This window comes from Neobacillus vireti, from assembly GCF_036962465.1.
GTDB classification, from domain to species: Bacteria; Bacillota; Bacilli; order Bacillales; family Cytobacillaceae; genus Neobacillus; species Neobacillus vireti_B.
On the sequence record NZ_JBALNF010000030.1, the window covers coordinates 49,863 to 70,624 of the forward strand.

The window sequence follows — 20,762 nt, forward strand, 5'->3', positions numbered from 1 at the left end:
GGACAGTTTTCCTAGATTCCCCATGGTTTTTGTCTTATAGACTCTTTCTATTGGACAAATCATATAGTGGTATTGTTTTTGTCTTATAGAATTCCCTAAAGGACATTTATTCAAACCGTAGCTTCTACCTTAACGGCGCAAAATCTTTTACCTGTTCTAGTATGTTTTCAATCTCATCCAATACATCATGAGTTAATACCACATCTACTGCTCTAACATTCTCCACCACTTGCTCTGGACGGCTGGCCCCAATAATTGCTGAACTAATACTAGGATGACGAAGAATCCAGGCAAGTGCCAGCTGGCTCAAGGTTAAGCCTAACTCCTCAGCCACACCCCTCAATTGCTGTACACATTCCAGAACATCATTCCGGAAATAACTATTAATGACCCAGTTAGTCGAATCATTCGCTGCGCGGCTGTCTTCAGGCTTTTCTGTATTAGGTTTATACTTTCCTGTTAAAACGCCTTGGGCTAATGGTGAAAAGACAATTTGGCCGATTCCTTTTTCCGTACAAACCGGCAGAATCTCCTTTTCTATATATCTCTCAAACATGTTGTAGATTGGCTGATTGGAAATAATCGGCCGTAAGTGATGGGTCTTACCGATTCCCACAGCGTTTTCAATTTGGGCAGCACTCCATTCACTGACGCCTGCATACAATATTTTCCCTTGCCTGATTAAATCATCTAAAGCATATAGGGTTTCCTCAACTGGTACCTCTGAATCAAAGCGATGACATTGGTACAAATCAATATAGTCCAGGCCAAGCCGCTTGAGACTGGCGTCACATTGTTCAACGATATGTTTCCTTGAAAGGCCGCGCTCATTAGGCCGATCCCCCATTGGGAAGAATAGCTTCGTGGCGACTACATAACTACTCCTTGGATAAACTTTTAGTGCTTCACCAAGAACCTCTTCTGCTTTCCCGCCTTCGTAGGCATTTGCAGTATCAAAAAAATTTATACCCTGTTCATATGCTTTATGGATGCAGTCATGTGCTGTATTGTCAGTAACAGCCTTACCATATGTTAACCAGCTTCCTAAACCAATTTCACTAACCTTTAAACCGCTATTTCCAAGTCTGCGATATTTCATTATTTCAATCCCCTTCACTTTCATTGATATGCCGTTTTCGAATTAACAACCAATACTTTTTTCTCCCATGCCCGGCTTCTCCATCTGAAATACATGACAATGCCTCTTTCCCATTCATCGACGATAAAGGCAATCCAAATTCCAGCCAAGCCTAATCCCAAATGAATCCCTAAAAAGTAGGAAATGGGTACAGCAATCCCCCACATGGATAGCACGCCTATTTTTACTGAAAACGCGGCATCACCGGTTGCGCGGAGTGAGTTGACGACCAAGATGTTAAAGGTACGGCCCGGTTCGAGTATCAAACACAATAGTAATAACTTACCACCCGTATGGATAATTTCTTTATCATTTGTAAAGATGCGCATAATATCTTCTCTAAAAATAGCAACTAAAATCGAGATGAAAATGGTAATAACAAAGCTATATTTTAAACTTTTCAGTAATTGACGATAGGCACCTTCAAAATCTCCTGCCCCTACTCTATATCCAATCAGAATTTGCGTTCCCTGCCCCATCGCTAATCCAAATAACATGATGAACGACATGATATTCCAGGTATACACTCGAGTGGAAAGAGCGGCCGCTCCAATAATCGCGGTAATAGCAGTCATCGCCATCTGGCTCGTATTATAGCTAATTTGTTCACTAGCAGCCGGTATGCCAATTTTTAAGATTTTTTTAATTTGCGATATTTGGAAGTTAAAATAATCTTCCTTTTTTATAGCTATTGGAAGCCTTCTATACATAAGGATAAATGCTATAAGTAAAGCAGCAGCCCGGCTTAAAGCAGTTGAAATAGCAACACCTTTAACTCCCAGCACCGGGAATCCAAATAATCCAAAAATAACAATACTATTGCCTGCTAAGTGAATTACATTCATCATCACAGAGACAAACATGGCTTCTCTTGTAAAGCCGTGTGCTCTTAAAATAGAGGAAACTGTAACGAGGACAGCCTGCAAAAACAGGGTCCCGCCCACAATAGATAAATATTCATAACCTATTTCGGCAATATCCGGTTTAAGATGGAACATTGCTAAAAGCGGCCCCTTAAATATGACCATTAACAAACTAACCACTAATCCGATGACTAGATTAATAGATATGGATATAGCTGATGCTTGCTTTGCGTCTTTTCTCATTCCCGCACCTAAATATTGTGAAACAAGAACCGCCGTTCCTGTTGCAGTAAAACTGAAAATCAGTATCGTAAAAAAGACAAGCTGGTTGGCAACACCAACAGCTGCTACTACGTGATCAGAAATATGCGAGAGCATAATGGTGTCGGTACTGCCCATGATTGTTTGCAAGAATAACTCTATGAAAATAGGCCATGTGATAGTTCTTAGTCTCATGTTTCTTTGATCAATTGAAGTTCCCATTTTCCTGTCCACCTTATAAAATTTCACATCATAAATGCTCTACGCCAAGACCAGCCGGCCTCTTCATATAGATCGCTTTTTTTACAGAAAAAGATTCATATCCAGAAAAGATATGAACCTATTCTGCTAATTATTTTTAGAGTTAACTAGGAAAACCTAGGTTTGGAGTACCATCTGGATTCCAGGTAAACTCTTTCGCGCAAGTGTGGCGGTTTGGATCATAAAGTGGATCTCCGACAATTTCTGTATAATTCCTTACATGATAGACAAGTATATCCTTGCTTCCATCTTCGGAAACTGTAAAACTATTATGTCCTGGACCATATTGGCCTGCTTCATAATTAGTTTTAAATACCGGTGATTCCGATTTACTCCATGAATTTGGGTTCAACACATCACTTGATTCATCTGCAATCAAAAGGCCCATGCAATAATTCTCGTCCGTTGCACTTCCGGAATAGGAAATAAAGAGCTTACCATTTCTCTTTAGTACAGCTGGCCCTTCATTCACCCAGAATCCAATCGTTTCCCAATCATATTCCGGTTTAGCAATCATCACTTGCGACCCTTTGATCGTCCAAGGGTTTTCTAATGGAGCAATATATAAATTAGAATTACCTCTGATGTTAGGATCCTTTTGAGCCCAGACAAGATATTGCTGTCCTTTATGCTCGAACGTTGTTGCATCTAATGCAAATGATTCCCAAGCGGTTTTAATTTGTCCCTTTTCTTCCCATGTCCCTTCTAACGGATTAGCTGATTTGTTTTCAATCACAAACATGCGATGTTGAAAGAGCCCATCGATTATTTCTTTTGATGGTGCAGCAGCGAAATAAATGTACCAGCTGCCATTAATAAAGTGAATCTCTGGAGCCCAAATCAGCGCACTTAATGGTCCAGTTTCATGTTTTTCCCAAGCGGTAACAGGTTCTGCATCGGCTATACCCTGAATGGTTTTTGAACGTCTAACCTCGATACGGTCATATTCAGGAACAGATGCGGTAAAATAATAATATCCATCCGTATGTTTATAAACCCATGGATCCGCTCTCTGCTCGATAATCAGATCCTGTGCTGTTTTTGACTCTTCGATTGTTACTTTTACCATCGTAATCTTCCTTCCAAAAATGTAAGCTATTCAATATTATTTTGCATCGGCGACTGGTACCCCAAAATTCGGTGTTCCATCTTCATTCCAAGTAAACACTTGAGCCCGAGTATGACGATTTGGATCCCATAACGGGTCGCCCTCAATATCGCGATAGTTACGAGCATGATAGATCAAAATATCTTGTCTTCCGTCTTCTGATACTGTGAAACTGTTATGTCCCGGTCCGTATTGACTGTTTTCTACATTTGTTTGAAATACAGGTGTTTCTGATTTTTCCCACGATGCAGGGTCTAATAAATCACTATTTTCATCTACAGAAAGGAGGCCCATACAATAATTGTAGTCTGTGGCACTTGCAGAATAGGAAATGAAGATTTTTCCATTTCTCTTTAAGACGGCTGCTCCTTCGTTTACCAAGAAGCCAATGGTTTCCCAATCATATTCAGGCTTTGTGATCATCACTTGAGGTCCTTCAATCGTCCAAGGATTGACCATTTTTGCAATGTAAAGGTTGGAGTTGCCAACAATTTCAGGGTCTCTTTGTGCCCAAACATAATACCTTTGCCCCTTATGCTCAAAGGTAGTCGCATCCAGAGAGAATGACTCCCATTCTGTTTTCACTTGGCCTTTTTCTACCCAAGTTCCCTCTAAAGGATTTTGGGAATCGTTTTCGATGACATACATGCGATGGTCAAAAATCTCATCTTCCCTTGCAGCTGCATAATAGATGTACCATTTTCCATTTATATAATGGATTTCGGGGGCCCAAATATTGGCGCTCATCGGGCCTTCTTCATGTTTTCTCCAAGCAACGACAGGGGCTGCTTCACCCAACCCTTGTATGGTTGCAGACCTTCTGACTTCAATTCGGTCATATTCCGGAACAGACGCTGTGAAATAGTAGTGACCATCTGTATGTTTATATACCCATGGATCAGCACGCTGCTCGACGATGGGGTTATTTAATGTTTCATTCTTAGGCATATTTGATCACCTTTCTCTTTCATTTACCTTACTTCAACATGATGGTTAGCTTTAATTACCTCATTTAAAAACTTTAGCGCTGTAAAACGATCTCTTAAATGATGGGCTTCGGTTAAACCTCTCATGACAAGATTTCCGTCAATCCCCAGTTGGCCCGGCAGAGTTTCGCCTCCAACTTTTTCGATAAGTTCACGCAGTTGAGAAGCTTTTGGTATAGCTGCGTAGACAGCTTTAATTTCTTCAATGTTTTCTTTAATGTTTCTAACGATACTATAGTCTTCAAGCGTTTTAATCGTATCATCTAATTTTCTCAGTAAAGAGATGGATGGGATGAATTCCCTTTCATATACATCTGCTAGGAGCGCAACCGCCACCCCCACCTTGGCCCCATGAAGGACTTGCGGGCGGTTTTGTCGTAAGAATTCCATCTCCCAATAGTGTGAGAGGTGATGCTCCCCTCCTGAAGCAGGATGTGATTGACCAAATAGTAACATCGCTAATCCAGAGTGAATGAGGGCTTCAATTAAAATGCGGATCCCTTCCTCATCAGCGGCCGCAATTTTATCTGTATTTTCAACACATAAATGAAGAGCTTCTCTCGTAATGTTTGCAACAAGGGGACAATAGGATTCACCATAAGTCATTTGTCCAAATTTCCAATCCGCAAGGGATGTATATTTGGCTAACATATCCCCAAATCCTGCCGCAATCATTTTCTTTGGTGCATTTTTTAATACGTTTAAATCAGCAAATACGGCAATAGGCGCCATCATTTGGAAGGTTTTCTTCATTCCTCTCACAATAAGGGGGGCTCCCATAGATGTAAATCCATCAACGGAAGGAGCAGTAGGAACAGAAATGAATGGAATTTTCATTTTAGTACTTGTAAAACGAGCAATATCGTGGATCGTTCCGGACCCTACCGCTAAAATCACATCAGTCTCTTGTGACGTTTCCAACAATGCTTGTACTAAAGACTTCTCGTCTGCTACAACATCATTATTCTCGTCAGGCTGCAGCAAACAGGTAGAATAGCCAACCTTTGTTGTTGATAAATGATTGGTTAGTTTTTCCCCCGCAACACGAAAAGTCTGCTCGTCTGCAATGATGACTGCTTTTTTAAATGATTTCTTTTCCATATAAGCAGCAGCTTCCCCTAGTACATTTTTCCCTACTAAAATGGTCTCAATCGGAATCTGATTATGATGATTGCCGCAGTGACAACTATTGGCTAGTCTCATCATTTCAGTGATTATTTTTTCCATTATCGTTCCTCCTGCTCCTTCAACTTTTTTAAACCTAATTAACTGCAACCCCGAATTTATACTTCGTCACGGATGTGTACTCTTGATCTTTTTCTAAGATCCATGAAGGAAAGTTAGGGTGGTGGATGGCATCTGGCAACCCTTGAGTTTCTAAACAAATCCCAAGGTATTTACGGGATGGAACACCGTAGATCTCACCTTCTGATTTCATTTGGTTTCCTGAGTAGACAACGACTCCAGGCTCATCGGTTTCAATGATCAATGTACGACCGCTCTCGGCATCTGTAAGAACAATTTCTTGGTCATGGTTGGTTGATAGTAAAAAAGGATGATCATATCCCTGGTCTGCTAATTGATTTTGCGGATGATCGGCTACAACACCCGTTTGAATTAATCGTTCACCAGTAAAATCAAATGGTGTCCCAAGAACGTCCAGCAGTTCTCCGGTTGGAAGCAATTCATCATTTAATTCTAAAAACTTATCACTTTTCATCGATAGTGAATGATTAAGAATATCCCGTTTAATATTTCCACTTAGGTTAAAATAGGAGTGATTGGTCATATTTAATAATGTCTTTTCATCCGAAATTCCTGAATAGTGAATGGTTAGTTCATTCTGATTATTAAGTGTATAAGTTACCTTTATATTTACATTTCCTGGGTAACCCTCTTCACCATCAGGGCTCAGGTACGCAAATTGAACACTTACTTCTTCGTCATTCTCTTTAATAGATGCATTCCAAATTACTTTATCGAACCCTTTATTCCCCCCATGGAGATGGTTGTTGTTTTCATTTTTTGCGAGTGTATAAGTTTTTCCGTCAAGTTCAAACGATCCGCCCTTTATGCGGCCGGCTACACGTCCGACAACTGTACCGAAGAAATAACTGCCACTCACATATTCTTCCAATGTATCATATCCTAAAACAATATTTTCAAAATTCCCGTTCTGATCGGGAGTGATGATTTTCGTAATAATACAACCATAATTAATACAAGTAAGCTCCATACCATGGTCGTTAACGAGTGTATAAGAATGAACCGTTTGATTGTTTAATTCACCAAACTTTTCTTGGATAACCTTCATATTAATCCTGCCTTTCATTCCTGTGTGATCACTTACGTGCATATCATTCAAATAAAAAATAGGCCATATCCTCTTAGTCTAGTTGACTAAAAAGATATGGAAGAGAAAGAATTACATACGTTTCGCCAAACGGATTACATTCCAAGAAAGTTTCGGAAGTACAGCCGTTACGCAGCCATTCTCGGTCTTAGCATTTCCATTTGAATGAGGAGCTACAGGTGTTCCCTTAGCTGAATTCGTTTGCTTTATATCGTCATTTTCCAGGACAATATGCTCGACTACTTCGTAGCCTTCAAAATTACGGATATCCACTTCTAGGTCTAAGCCTTCTTGAAGGTGACGGTTTACTGCAAAGATGGTTAATGTTTCTTCCTCTTCATTGTAAACAGCCGTTGACTCTAAATATGGAACATCTGTAAAATCCTTGCTATCATATTTAGGACTTGAAATGATAGGATTCAGTGAAACTCCACGGCCAAATACAGATGTATGCATGTATGGATAGAAAATCGTTTGTTTCCATGCAGGTCCGTTATCTTCTGTCATAATTGGCGCAATAACATTCACCAATTGTGCCAGGCAGGCAATTTTCACACGGTCCGCATGTTTTAGCAGTGTAATCAGCATACAGCCTACTAATAAAGCATCTTCAAAGTTATAAATATCCTCTAACTGTGGTGGTGCAATGCTCCATGGTTCAATTTTTTTATCCTGCTCATTACTGTGATACCAAACATTCCACTCATCAAAAGATAGATTAATATTCTTTTTGCCGCGTTTTTTCGCTTTAATGTAGTCAGCAATTGAAATGACTGATTTAATAAAATCATCCATTTCTAAGGATAGAGCTAAATAGTTTGAAATTTCATTGTCACGGTTGCCGTAATATTGATGCAGAGAAATAAACTCAACATGATCATAGGTATGATCAAGAACTGTCGCTTCCCAATCTGCAAATGTAGGCATATTTCTGTTCGAGCTTCCGCAGGCAACTAGCTCAATTGAAGGGTCAACCCACTTCATTACTTTTGCCGCTTCTTGGGCAAGACGGCCATATTCAGCAGCAGTCTTGTGACCAATCTGCCAAGGACCATCCATTTCGTTCCCTAAACACCAGGTCTTAATGTTATAAGGATCTTTTACTCCATGGGAAATTCGTAAATCACTATAAAAAGAACCGCCTGGATGATTACAGTACTCTACTAAATTACGCGCTGCATCAATACCGCGTGTTCCAAGGTTAACGGCCATGTTTACATCCGCGTTTACAAGCTGGGCCCATTTCATGAACTCATTCGTACCCATTTCGTTTGTTTCCGTTGTACGCCATGCTAGTTCTAAACGACGCGGGCGGCTTTCAACAGGTCCTACACCATCTTCCCAATTGTATCCGGATACAAAGTTTCCGCCTGGATAACGGACAAGTGGTACTTGCAGTTCTTTTACCAGTTCAATCACGTCTTGACGGAAGCCTTTTTCATCTGCTTGAGGATGACCAGGTTCATAAATACCACCGTATACGGCACGTCCTAAGTGTTCAATAAAAGAACCATATATACGATTATCAATTTCAGCGATTTTAAAATCCTTTTCTAGGATCATTTTTGCTTTATTTTTGGCCATGTTCTGATTTACCTCCCCTGTCTTTGTTAATAGTCTAGTAAACGGAAAGATTATTAAGTAGTTAACTGATCTTTTGCCATTTTGGTTTTCCTGCATATGGACAGCTTTTGTTTTTAAACTTTGCCCGGTAGCGGACAATACATCCGCTATGTGCACAAGTGGTGCCATATTGCAGGGAAGGACAGTTTTCACAAGTCTTTAGTCTTGCTAGGTAGATCTCGTCAGAAACGATAACAGTCGGATTTTCTTCAGCTTCCCTAACTAATTCTTGAATGATCTCTTCCGTTACAATTACACTTTCCACGCAGCCCTTGCACAGACTTTTTTGATTCACTGTCATTCCCCTCTCTTTCTGTTATTCAATAACTAATGTCACAACAGACATTGCTGGAAGCTTGATGGCCAATTTATTATTTTCAACAGCTGCACCAGTGAATTCAACAGGCTTAACAACATCCGGCTGTTCAAAAGTGTTATGAGCATTCATCGTGTCCGCAGTGATAATGGTGCCTGTCACCTTTGTATTCGCTGCATTAATACCTCGAAGATCTAAATCTAATTCAGCCCCGTTTTGGTGGTTGATATTACATAAGCTTACGTGAATCTTTCCTTCTGCATTTTTTGATGCAGATACGGTTACTTGAGGTAATGTTTCACCGTTTAACTCGTATGTACCAAATGAAGAATCAACGGCTAAAACTTCTGCATCCTGGTGAACTTTGTACATATCAAATACGTGGTAGGTCGGAGTAAGGATCATTTGCTCGCCTTCTGTTAGAATCATCGCTTGAAGCACGTTAACCGTTTGGGCAATATTTGTCATTTGAACACGATCAGCATGGTTATGGAAAATGTTAAAATGTAAACCAGCCACTAATGCATCACGGATCGTATTTTGCTGATAAAGGAATCCTGGATTTGTACCTGGTTCTACGTCAAACCATGTACCCCACTCATCAATGATCATGCCAATTCGTTTTTGTGGGTCGTACTTATCCATAATTGTGCTGTGCTTTGTAATTAACTCATCCATATGAAGCGCCTTTTTCATAGTAATGAACCATTCATCTTCTGGGAAATCAATGGCAGAGCCTTTGCCTAACCAGAAATCTCCTGGAATGGTGTAATAGTGAAGGCTTAGGCCATCCATTAACCAGTGGGCATTTTTCATTAACACTTCTGTCCAGTTGTAGTCGTCTACATTCGCGCCGCCGGCAATTTTATAAACTTTGTTATTTCCATAGTTTCTTACATAGGTTTGGTATCTGCGATATAGATCAGCATAATATTCAGGACGCATGTTTCCGCCGCAGCCCCAGTTTTCGTTTCCTACACCAAAATATTTTAATTTCCATGGCTCTTCACGGCCGTTTTCAAGACGCCAGTTGGCCATTGGTGATTCGCCTTCAAAGGTCATGTATTCAACCCATTCAGACATCTCTTGAACCGTTCCGCTTCCAACATTTCCGCAAATATATGGCTCACACTCTAATAACTCACAAAGAAGCATAAATTCGTGTGTACCAAAGTGGTTGTTTTCAACGACACCGCCCCAGTGAGTATTAACCATGCGTTTACGATTTTCCTTAGGACCAATACCATCTTTCCAGTGGTATTCATCGGCAAAACATCCGCCCGGCCAGCGAAGAACCGGAACTTTAATATTCTTTAATGCTGCCAATACATCATTGCGAATCCCTTTTGTATTGGGGATGGAGGAATCCTCTCCCACCCAAATTCCTTCATAAATACATCTTCCAAGGTGCTCTGCGAAATGACCATAGATATTTTTATTGATTTTTCCTTTTGGGATATCAGTGTTGATAATGACTTGATTTGCCAATAGTAACGCCTCCATTTTATGAGAGTGATAGTATTAAAAGGAGTTCACAATCCTTGTTTGATTGCCGCAGATGATTATAAACAATCTTTAATTAGCATTGAAAAGTTGTGCCAATTTAACATCAGGGCTATTAATCTTCTAATAGCCCTGATGTTATATTTAGTATGGATATAAACTCTTTCAAAAAAAGTCTAACGGAAAATAACGTTGTTCCAGCGAATTTCGTTAGTAAATGCATGAGTGTTTGTATCATTATTGATTACTAGGAACTCAATCCCTGCCAGTTCAGCAAAATCTCTAAGCTGTTCAGTTGTTACTTTATAAGAGAAGCCTGTGTGGTGTGCTCCGCCCGCTTGGATCCAGTTTTCGACTGCTTGACTTAAAGATGGCTGGGTCTTCCAAAGTACACGTGCAACAGGAAGCTTTGGCATATCTCTTTCAATCTCAACCGCATCTACTTCATTTACAAGTAGACGGAAACGATGTCCGAGGTCCACGATGGTTGCATTTAAGGCTGAGCAGCCGCCTTTTCCATTAAATACAATTCGTGCAGGGTCTTCTTTACCGCCGATTCCAAGTGGATGAACTTCGATTCTCGGGCGAGTAGCAGCAATGGTTGGGCACACTTCAAGCATGTGAGAACCAAGAACCATTTCATTCCCTGGCTCAAAATGATACGTATAATCTTCCATGAAGGATGTTCCTTCATTACCGGCAATAATTTTCATCAATCGAACAAGAGCTGCTGTTTTCCAGTCACCCTCACCAGCGAAACCGTAGCCTTGTTCCATTAAACGTTGTACGGCTAAACCAGGAAGCTGACGAATACCGTGTAAATCTTCAAAAGTAGTTGTGAATGCAGTATAACCGCCTTCTGTTAAAAATGCCTTCATACCAAGTTCAATTCTAGCTTGATAACGGATGGAATCACGAACTGGACCATCAGTCAATCCTTCTGGGGTAATATCGTATTGCTCTTCGTATTCAGCCATTAACTGGTCAATCTCTTGTTCTGTAACATCGTTCATGCGTTGAACAAGGTCGCCTACACCATAACCGTTGACTGTCCAGCCAAACTTGATTTGCGCTTCTACCTTATCCCCTTCTGTTACCGCTACTTCGCGCATATTGTCACCAAATCTTGCAACCTTAAGGGTCTTACTTTCCTCGAATGCAGCTGCAGTTCTCATCCAGCTGCCAATACGTTCTCTTACTTCTCGGTTTTCCCAATGACCAACGACAACCTTACGTTTTACATTCATGCGTGCTGCGATGAATCCATGTTCGCGGTCACCGTGTGCAGCTTGATTCAAGTTCATGAAATCCATATCGATTGAATCCCAAGGGATATCACGGTTAAATTGGGTTGCCAAATGCAGATATGGCTTTTGCAATGCCGAAAGACCTGCAATCCACATTTTTGATGGTGAGAATGTGTGCATCCAAGTAATGATACCGGCGCAATTTTCATCCGCATTTGCTTCTAGGATTAATTTGCGGATGGAATCAGAATCCTTTACGACTGATTTAAAAATTAATTTATAAGGTACAGCAGAATCCAATCCATTTACAATCGTTTTTGAGTTTTCTTCAACCTGCCGAAGAACATCTTCTCCATATAATAATTGACTTCCTGTTACAAACCAGAATTCATAAGCTTTTGTTGTTAACAAGGTAATTCCTCCTAAGTATATAAAAGATAGGTATGATCAATTCATGTTTTCTCATTCAACCACTAGAACATCCGTACAAGTTATCCTTTATGCTGGCGTGGGTATTCCTCTTAAACTACTACTTTTGTCCGTAATAAGCGTTAGCACCATGCTTTCGAAGATAATGCTTATCAAGCAGGAATTGGTCGATTGGCTCAATTTGCGGGTTAAGCGTAAATGTGTTTAACGCCATTTTAGCGACTTCTTCTAGAACAACTGCATTATGCACCGCTTGATTGGCATTCTTCCCCCAGCTAAATGGAGCATGACCTGATAATAAAATTCCAGGCATGGCCACAGGGTCAAGTCCTTCCTTTTCAAAGGTCTCGATAATGACATTTCCCGTTTCAAGCTCATAACCCCGGTCAATTTCTGTTTGAGTCAACTTGCGTGTACAAGGAATTTCCCCGTAAAAATAATCCGCATGTGTTGTTCCGAGTGCCGGAATTGGACGTCCTGCCTGTGCCCAGCTTGTCGCACCAGGGGAGTGAGTATGAACAATTCCTCCGATTTGCGGGAAAGCACGATACAAGGAAAGGTGTGTTGGTGTATCGGAAGAAGGTCTTAAGTTCCCTTCCACGATGTTTCCATCTAAATCTAAGACAACTAGATCATCAATTTGTAACTCATCATACGGAACACCACTTGGTTTAATCACAACGAGGCCTGTTTCACGGTCGATTCCACTAACATTTCCCCAAGTAAACGTAACCAGACCATGTTCTGGAAGCGCTAAGTTAGCTTCCAGAACCTCTCTTTTCAAACGTTCTAGCATACTGTTTCTTCCTCCTTTTTCCCTAAGGAGCTATCCTTTTTAATATTTTTTAAGGTTTTCATGACATTGTTTTCGCCGCGTCCAAAGTAGTCATAGAGACGTGCATATTCAGTGAAAAGTTGATGATAAACCTGCGCATTCTCTTTAATAGGCTGATAGATGTAATCTTTCACTCTTCCCATATCTTTTGCTGCCTCTGTAATGCTGTCATATCCGCCCCGCTCTTTTCCTGCTGCAACAGCTCCGAACATTGCAGAACCGAGGGCTGGGGTTTGTGAAGAAGCGGAGATCTTAATATCCATACTTAATACATCAGCATAAATTTGCATCATCATCGCATTTTTCTCAGCAATTCCGCCTGCAGCGTATACTTCATTTACCGGAACTCCATTTTTACGGAAGGTTTCAACAATCATGCGCGTACCATAGGCAGTTGCTTCAATTAAGGCACGATACATCTCTTCCGGCTTCGTTAATAGAGTTGCCCCAAGAAGAACACCGGTTAGGTCTGCATCAACAAGCGTTGAACGATTACCATTCCACCAATCTAAGGCAAGGAGACCGCTTTCACCCACTTGCAACTGACTTGCCTTTTCCGTTAATAATTGGTGTATATTGATTCCTCTTTCTTTTGCTTCTTCGTGGTAGCTTGCAGGTACACAGTTTTCTGTAAACCATTCAAAGTGATCACCCACACAAGATTGGCCGGCTTCATACCCCATATATCCAGGGATAACACCATCTTCAACTACACCGCACATACCTGGTACAATTTTTTCTTCTTCTCCCAAAAGAATGTGACAAGTGGAAGTTCCCATAATCATTAACAATTTACCGGGTTCAGTAATCCCAACGGCTGGAACAGCAACGTGTGCGTCTACGTTCGCAACGGCTACGGCAGTACCAGGTTTTAGACCGGTAAGTTTAGCGGCCTTTTTAGTAATTTCCCCTGCCTTTGACCCAATTGGAACTATGTTAGTAGAAAGTTTTTCTTCGACTACCTTTTCCAGGCGAGGGTCAAGTGCTTTGAAGAATTCATTTGATGGATAACCATCTTGCTTATGCCAAATCGCTTTGTATCCAGCTGTACAACTGTTTCGGTTGATTTCCCCTGTTAACTCGGAAATCACCCAGTCAGTTGCTTCCAGAATTTGATCTGCTGCTTGGTAAATTTCAGGTGCCTCATTCAGAATCTGCCAAACCTTTGGAAATAGCCACTCGGAAGAAATTTTCCCGCCATAGCGCTGTAAAAACTTTTCTCCACGTTCTTCGGCAATATCATTTAAACGATTTGCTTCATCTTGTGCGGCATGGTGTTTCCAAAGCTTCACATAGCTATGTGGATGATTAATAAATTCATCTTTAAAGCATAATGGTGTTCCATTTGCATCAATTGGAAGGACCGTACAAGCTGTAAAATCAATCCCTAAGCCGATCACATCGTCTGCTGTAACTTGTGCGTTTTTTAATACTTCAGGTATGGTTACCTGTAATACTTCAAGATAATCTGCAGGATGCTGCAGGGCCCAATCATGCTCTAATTTTGTGGTTCCATTAGGGAGAAATTCATCCATAACCCCATGTGTGTATGGTTTCACAGCCGTTGCCACTTCACGGCCGGTTCCTACTTCAACAAGTACAGCTCTTCCTGATTGTGTGCCATAATCTACACCAATCGTATATTTCGCCATGAAAATCACCTGTCCTTTATAAGAATACGTTTACAAATCTGGTAAAAAATTTTATTTAATCTTTAAAGATTAATCGCGTCTTCAGTTATTCTATAAATATATTTTTTATACGTACAAGATTAGCTAATATAGTGTACCCTTATTAGTATTCCTTACAAGTTAACCAAACAACTTTAACTTGTACGTATAACCTTGATTAAATTTTACCATCTATCTGTTTTTTTTCAAGGTATTTTAAAAATTAATTAAAGTTTTCTATTAATTTTTAAACTCTTATTATTATAGTAAAGATAATATCTAGAAAACTTAAATATATTTTTACATTTTTTCACACGAACCTATCCTTTTATCATGCGAATTCCAAAAACCTTCGGAACCTTTTCCCCTGGATGTGCATGGAATTTGACGTTGACTTTTTCCTTCCCAGAAGTGGTTTCAGCAGGAATCTCGTATTTAATTAGCACAAATTTGTTCATTTCTTCCTGTTCTACGATTCCCTGATCTAACAAGATACCGTCTACGGTTAAATCAAAAGCAGTCATTGACTCTATCTCTTTCGTATACATAACAATAAGATCGTTCGGTTGATCAGAAAGTACTTTAAGGGTGAAAACAAAATAACCGTTAGGCCAGGTGTCCCTGTACTTACGATTGGAGTGAATCCCTAAGCCCACATGTTCGCCCGTAAACTCATGATCTCGCTCTGGCTGCATTTCACCTGGCTGGACAAAATCAATGGTTCGAAGTTGAAGTTCACGCTCCTTCTCAATGGAGGTTTTATATAATAAGGCTGCTTTTTCCCACTCTTCCTCTGAAAATAGGTCAAAATATACGGTAGTGCTGCGGTCATGCATCCTGTAAAAAGGTGCTAACTCCACATCACGAGGGTAACCGAGCTTATCCAAGACAAATGTATTTAACTTGTCCGGTACAGGCTTTAGATAGTTGAGAATGTCCTCCTCATTTGTCACTAATACCGGAGTGAAGAGCAGGTCACGCGCTTCCTCTCCTTGGTTTATTGGGCCAAGATCTCCTGCTAGAACGAGTGGTCCGTACATGAAGGCAATTCGATTAGGTTGATCCTCCATTTTTTCTAAATGAACTGTCATTGGAATGTCTAGTTCTACCGTATCTCCATTTTCCCAGAGGCGATCGATCGTAATAAAGCTTGAGGGTTTTGTTTTATGCTCATAAGGAATACCGTTTATCTTGACCGTTATCCCTTGCTCCGCCCAATAAGGATTCCGAAGCGATAGAGAAAATGCTTTTGGCACCAACGTTTCCACTAATAGTTTTATATAACCACCTTCCGGGTAAGTGGTTTCCTGATTAACAGTTACGCCCATCTCTGTCCACTCTAAGCGCGAAGGCGCATATTGATTTACATAAAGTGCTTGGTCTCCATGGAAATAAAGAGCATTCCCATAACTAGAATGGTTTTCCATTCCTGAACCAACACAGCAGGTAAAATCGTTAAATTTTGAATTGTATACTCGATGGCCGCCCATATCTAAGGAAACAAAGTAAGTCACTGTTCCGTCTTCGGGATGTTGAGAGGCAAGAATATGATTATATAAGACTCTCTCATAATAATCGCCTTCCTCCGCCAAGACATTCCATTGGAAAAGATGTTTTGTTAGCCTTAGCATGTTATAAGAATTGCAGGTTTCGCACGTAAAGGCACCCAGACGGTCACTCAATTTTCCGGTTTCACCAAAATGCTCATTCATGCTATTACCGCCAATAACATAAGAATGATGATGGACAACCTGATTCCAGAAGAATTCAGAGATAGCGCGATAGGAATCCTTTTTAGAAATTTCAAATTGACGGGCCGAACCAACGATTTTTGGAATCTGGGTATTTGCATGCTTGCCTGCCAATTCATCTTTTTGATTGCTAAGCGGATCAAGTACTTCGTGATGATGAAATCTTTCCGATAATCTCCAAAACCTTTCGTCACCAGAATCAACGGCAAGGTCAGCGAGCACCTCCGACATCCCGCCAAATTCGCATTTAAGTATCTCTTGTACTTGGTCGTCATTAAGACCAGCAAGGATATCTTCCAGCCACACCCCAAGCTTTTCCTCGATGGTAAGCGCCTTTTCGTTGTTGGTCAGCTGATAGGCATCTCGAAGACCTGCATATAATTTGTGCATCGTATATAGAGGCACCCATCCTCCATTTAAATCAAAGCCCTGAGAGCGAATATCCCCGTTTTTAATCTCATTAAAGATTTCTCGACCGCGGGGAATACCTGAAATATAACCATCACCATGTGCTTTTTGGCATTCCTCTAATTCGTCAACTATGTATTGAACCCGCTCAGCAAATCTACTGTCACCGCTGGCAGCAGCCATCATCGCACAGGCAGATAGATAATGCCCAAGCGTATGTCCGGAAATACCTTGTGCTTCCCAGCCTTCATAATGAGCTGCCTTTGGCTGTAATCCTGCGTATTCCCGAAACCTTGAAAGAAGTCTGTCTGGCTCAAGTTCCAATAAATAGGTTTTATTTAATTCCATTGCGTGTTTCAATGGCCCCCCAGTGATACGAACTCGGTTAAGGTTAAATGCTTTTACCTTCATGTTCCTTCTCCCCATTTCCTTTTAAATCTGATACTAATCATTTTTAATTATTTTCTTCCCCCAAATAACGGTCCCCTCTTGATTCATACCAGTGAAAACCAATGTACCGTTCCAGTTCTCCCAATCCCAAGCCGGAAGGACATTTACAGTAAAATTCCAATAGTTCTTAGGAGCAACCTCTGGATCATAAAGAGAAAGTTTTAAGGTATTCTTCCCGGTTAATTTCCAATGACTTCTCCCTTTGCTCCCTTTTATTTCACCATTAGCGAGTAGTTGAAGTTTTGTAGAAGCTTGCTTTGTATCATCAAAGCGATTCAGGACAATCTGCTGCCAATCCCCAATTAGATTGGACTCCGTTACCTTTTGCTCTGTTTCACCTGCATATCGCTCAGGTGAAACTACCGGCCAGCCGTCATCAGTCCAGACTATTTTTCTTACATGTAAATGCGACCAATATTTATCCTCTCCGGCTCTGGCGTTGTGAATTAAATAGTAATTTTCTCCATCCTGCAGTAAACCATTATGTCCTGTCCCCAGCCAGCCTGGGTCTTTTCCAAACGAATAGGGGCCGACAATTTTATTACCAGTATTAAAAGAGTCGTCGCTTGGATCTACCATATCCTTATGGTTATAGTCTAAGAATGGTCCTGTGATCTCCTTAGACCGTGCTACTCTTACGTTATACGTATCTTCCAGCCAGTCGTATGAAACGGTTAAATAATAATAACCTGTTTTTTTGTTGTAGATAATCTCCGGACCTTCAATTCCGAAGTTCATGTCTTTTCTTTGGGCTAGCAGTGTCCCTTGATTATTTGGATTGACTAATTTTCCTGTGGTTTTATCCACCTTTGTAACAAAAATGCCGCCAAAATAGGAGCCATATACCATCCATGGCTGACCATTTTTATCAATCGTTATATCGGGGTCAATTGCATTAACCGTATTCCCGTCACCTTCTTGGGATTTAAAGACAGCTCCTTCATCTTTCCATGGCCCCTCAATTTTGTCACTTGTCGCTAAACCAATATAGGAATTTCTTTTCCCTACCTCAGAAACCGAATAATATAAAAAGTATTTTCCATTCATTTGAATCGCATTTGGCGCCCAAAATGTGGTTCCATGCGTCCAATTCCATGCCTCTCGGGAAACTTGTTCAAATACACGCCCAACAAACTGCCAATGAATTAAATCCTTTGATTTTCGGATCTGTATCCCCGGAGTGGGCGGTGCTCCTACCATATAATCGGTAGAAAACACATAATACCAGCCATCCGCTTTTATAATCGCCCCATCATGAGTGAAATTAGTCGTCCACTTCTTTTCATCATAAAGTACATCTGTATTAACATTTTTAAGAGCAGATTTTGCAGGTGCTAAAGGCAGCTTTATTCCTGTAAAATCAGTTTTCTTTGGTTGATAATGCTGCAAGCCTAGGATGACGGCTGGGATGATTAGAATAACTAGCAGTGCACCAATCAGGCTGACCTTTGTTTTCATTTTCATTTTTCATTCTCCCAATACAAGAAACGATTTAAGGTTTTTTCGATATAAGAAAAGGCACTTATCAAAACCATTGAGAATAAGTGCCTTACTTTTTTCTATTAAATATCATTATTAAGCAAAAATGCACGAGCAGACTTAAGTTGAATCAGCCTTTTACACCAGAAATAGCAATCGATTCGATGATTTGCTTTTGGAAAATAATGAATACAATTAACATTGGCAATAATGCCACCATGGAAGCTGCCATAATCAGCGGGTAGTCACTTTGAATTGCGTATGAGGCGTTAAAGTTTGCTATAACTAACTGCAATGTTTGTTTTTCTGGTGAGTTCAAATAAAGAATAGGGCCTAAATAATCATTCCAAATTCCCATAAACCACAGAATTAACTGCGCAGCCACCGCTGGTTTGATTAACGGAAAGATAATCTTATAAAAGATTTGGAAATAAGAGCATCCATCAATTTTTGCTGCTTCAATGATTGAGTTTGGAATGCTGGTTAAGAATTGACGTAAAAAGAAAATCATGAAAATATTACCAAACAATCCAGGTATAATTAAAGGTAATAAACTATCGATCCAGCCAATATTTGAAAACATAATGAATTGCGGGATCATAACAACAGGATACGGAATCATGACGGAAGCAAAAAGTGCAATAAAAATTTTATTCTTTCCAGCAAATTGCAGTTTCGAAAAGGCAAACGCTGCTAAGCTGGATGTGAATGTTCCGATTACTGTGACAGTTACCGCAACTATCAAACTATTACCGATACCAGATAAAAGCGGCCCCATATCCCAAATTTCGGCGTACTTGCTAAAAGAAATAGTATCGGGAATCCACACTGGTGGTAAGGAAAAGACATCTTCTTTTGATTTAAGGGATGTGGAAAACATCCACAATAATGGAGCGATCATGAAGATTGCTCCTATACTAAGTAGAATAAAAACAAAAATATTGGTAATTCTATTTTTCTTTTTTTCAGACATTGGTTCTGCTTTAACTGTCTTTTTTGCAATTGCAACTTCCATTTTTATAGCCCCTTTCTATTACTCTCTTATTCACCGATTTTAATCCAAATCAAAAGAATTTTTCTCGTTGATCTTAAACTGGATTAAGGTAACAATAAAGATGAACAGTCCCAGTACCAAGGCCATTGCCGATGCATAACCTAATTGGAAGTTACCAAATGCTTTCTGCCAGATGTAGAATACAACGGATGCGGAGCTAAATTCAGGTCCGCCAGTTGGTGTCATAACGTTAATTTCAGTAAAAATCTGCGCACCGCCAATAATATTTGTCACAATAATAAAGAAGGTTACTGGTTTAACCATTGGCAAAGTGATGTACCAGAAAGATTTAAAAGCATTTGCGCCATCTAACTTAGCCGCCTCGTAAAAGGACTTAGGGACACTTTGTAATGCCGCTAAATATAATAACATCGTATAGCCCAAGCCCTTCCATACTGCCATAATAATTAAGGCTGGTTTTACTGTGTTTGTATTTTGCAGCCAGTTTGGACCCTTTATGCCAAATAGATCTAAAAATTGGTTAACTAAACCATAATCGCCATTGTAAGCCCATTGCCATAAAATCGAGATTGCAGCAAGGGAAGAAATAACCGGGATATAGTAAAGGACCCGGAAGGTATTTGTTCCAGGGATCCCTCTATTCAATGCTAAAGCAAGTAATAGTGCTAATACGATACCAATTGGAATTCCCAGCATCATGAAGATGGTATTATACATAGTCTTATAGAAATATTCGTCATGAAATAAATTCTTAAAGTTTTCTAGGCCAATAAAATTCATCTGTCCTAAACCGTTCCAATCTGTAAATGCGCCGTAAATCGAATACAATAAAGGAACCATGGCAAATATGAGGAATCCTAAAACCGGTGCCGCGATAAATAAATAGGCGTATCTTTGTTCCGTGCGATACAGCTTGGATGTTGTTTTCATCTTCCCCCACCCTTTCAATGGATTTTTCAAGTACATTTCCCTTTCTCTAAATTTCTTATCTCTAAAAAAGTTAGATAAAAGGAATAAATGGCGCTAGCAAAACTTTCTTAAACTAGCACCATTTACACTATGTCAA

Annotated in this window: 16 protein-coding genes; all 16 read right to left on the reverse strand. The window is 40.2% G+C overall.

Annotated elements, in window-relative coordinates; all coding sequences use genetic code 11:
- Window positions 1-124 precede the first annotated feature (124 nt).
- Window positions 125-1,099 carry an aldo/keto reductase family protein gene (locus V7077_RS13265; RefSeq protein WP_335502244.1) on the reverse strand — a complete coding sequence of 325 codons (975 nt, stop codon included), beginning with the start codon at window positions 1,097-1,099 and terminating at the stop codon, window positions 125-127.
- Window positions 1,100-1,119: 20 nt separating this feature from the next.
- A complete protein-coding gene (locus V7077_RS13270; RefSeq protein ID WP_335502246.1) occupies window positions 1,120-2,484 on the reverse strand; it encodes an MATE family efflux transporter in 1,365 nt (454 codons plus the stop codon).
- A gap of 142 nt (window positions 2,485-2,626) precedes the next feature.
- Window positions 2,627-3,592, reverse strand: a complete 966-nt coding sequence (locus V7077_RS13275) for a glycoside hydrolase family 43 protein (RefSeq protein ID WP_335502248.1) — start codon at window positions 3,590-3,592, stop codon at window positions 2,627-2,629.
- Window positions 3,593-3,628: 36 nt separating this feature from the next.
- A complete protein-coding gene (locus tag V7077_RS13280; RefSeq protein WP_335502250.1) occupies window positions 3,629-4,579 on the reverse strand; it encodes a glycoside hydrolase family 43 protein in 951 nt (316 codons plus the stop codon).
- A 23-nt stretch (window positions 4,580-4,602) separates the two neighbouring features.
- A complete protein-coding gene (locus tag V7077_RS13285; protein WP_335502252.1) occupies window positions 4,603-5,844 on the reverse strand; it encodes a sn-glycerol-1-phosphate dehydrogenase in 1,242 nt (413 codons plus the stop codon).
- Window positions 5,845-5,878: 34 nt separating this feature from the next.
- On the reverse strand, window positions 5,879-6,931 hold the full coding sequence (locus tag V7077_RS13290) for an aldose epimerase family protein (protein ID WP_335502254.1): 1,053 nt from the start codon (window positions 6,929-6,931) through the stop codon (window positions 5,879-5,881).
- 111 nt (window positions 6,932-7,042) lie between these two features.
- The gene (gene arfA, locus V7077_RS13295; RefSeq protein ID WP_335502256.1) at window positions 7,043-8,554 is read right to left on the reverse strand and encodes an arabinosylfuranosidase ArfA; all 1,512 of its coding nucleotides are present in this window, start codon (window positions 8,552-8,554) and stop codon (window positions 7,043-7,045) included.
- Between the two features lie 61 nt (window positions 8,555-8,615).
- Window positions 8,616-8,888 (reverse strand): DUF6171 family protein, encoded by a 273-nt coding sequence (locus tag V7077_RS13300; RefSeq protein ID WP_335502258.1) that lies wholly within the window; start codon window positions 8,886-8,888, stop codon window positions 8,616-8,618.
- A 21-nt stretch (window positions 8,889-8,909) separates the two neighbouring features.
- Complete coding sequence (locus tag V7077_RS13305; protein ID WP_420489648.1) at window positions 8,910-10,412, reverse strand: alpha-N-arabinofuranosidase; 1,503 nt, start codon at window positions 10,410-10,412, stop codon at window positions 8,910-8,912.
- A gap of 176 nt (window positions 10,413-10,588) precedes the next feature.
- Window positions 10,589-12,070 (reverse strand): L-arabinose isomerase, encoded by a 1,482-nt coding sequence (araA, locus tag V7077_RS13310; protein WP_335502261.1) that lies wholly within the window; start codon window positions 12,068-12,070, stop codon window positions 10,589-10,591.
- Window positions 12,071-12,188: 118 nt separating this feature from the next.
- Entirely contained in the window at window positions 12,189-12,884 is a 696-nt protein-coding gene (araD, locus tag V7077_RS13315) for an L-ribulose-5-phosphate 4-epimerase (RefSeq protein WP_335502263.1), read from the reverse strand.
- Entirely contained in the window at window positions 12,878-14,575 is a 1,698-nt protein-coding gene (araB, locus tag V7077_RS13320) for a ribulokinase (protein ID WP_335502265.1), read from the reverse strand. Before araB ends, araD begins: the two co-directional genes overlap by 7 nt.
- A 338-nt stretch (window positions 14,576-14,913) precedes the next feature.
- A complete protein-coding gene (locus V7077_RS13325) occupies window positions 14,914-17,163 on the reverse strand; it encodes a beta-L-arabinofuranosidase domain-containing protein (RefSeq protein WP_335502267.1) in 2,250 nt (749 codons plus the stop codon).
- 33 nt (window positions 17,164-17,196) lie between these two features.
- The gene (locus V7077_RS13330) at window positions 17,197-18,666 is read right to left on the reverse strand and encodes an arabinan endo-1,5-alpha-L-arabinosidase (RefSeq protein ID WP_335502269.1); all 1,470 of its coding nucleotides are present in this window, start codon (window positions 18,664-18,666) and stop codon (window positions 17,197-17,199) included.
- Window positions 18,667-18,811: 145 nt separating this feature from the next.
- Window positions 18,812-19,654, reverse strand: coding sequence for a carbohydrate ABC transporter permease (locus V7077_RS13335; RefSeq protein ID WP_335502472.1), 843 nt, complete (start codon window positions 19,652-19,654; stop codon window positions 18,812-18,814).
- An 81-nt stretch (window positions 19,655-19,735) separates the two neighbouring features.
- Window positions 19,736-20,626 (reverse strand): carbohydrate ABC transporter permease, encoded by an 891-nt coding sequence (locus V7077_RS13340; protein ID WP_335502271.1) that lies wholly within the window; start codon window positions 20,624-20,626, stop codon window positions 19,736-19,738.
- Window positions 20,627-20,762: the final 136 nt, after the last annotated feature.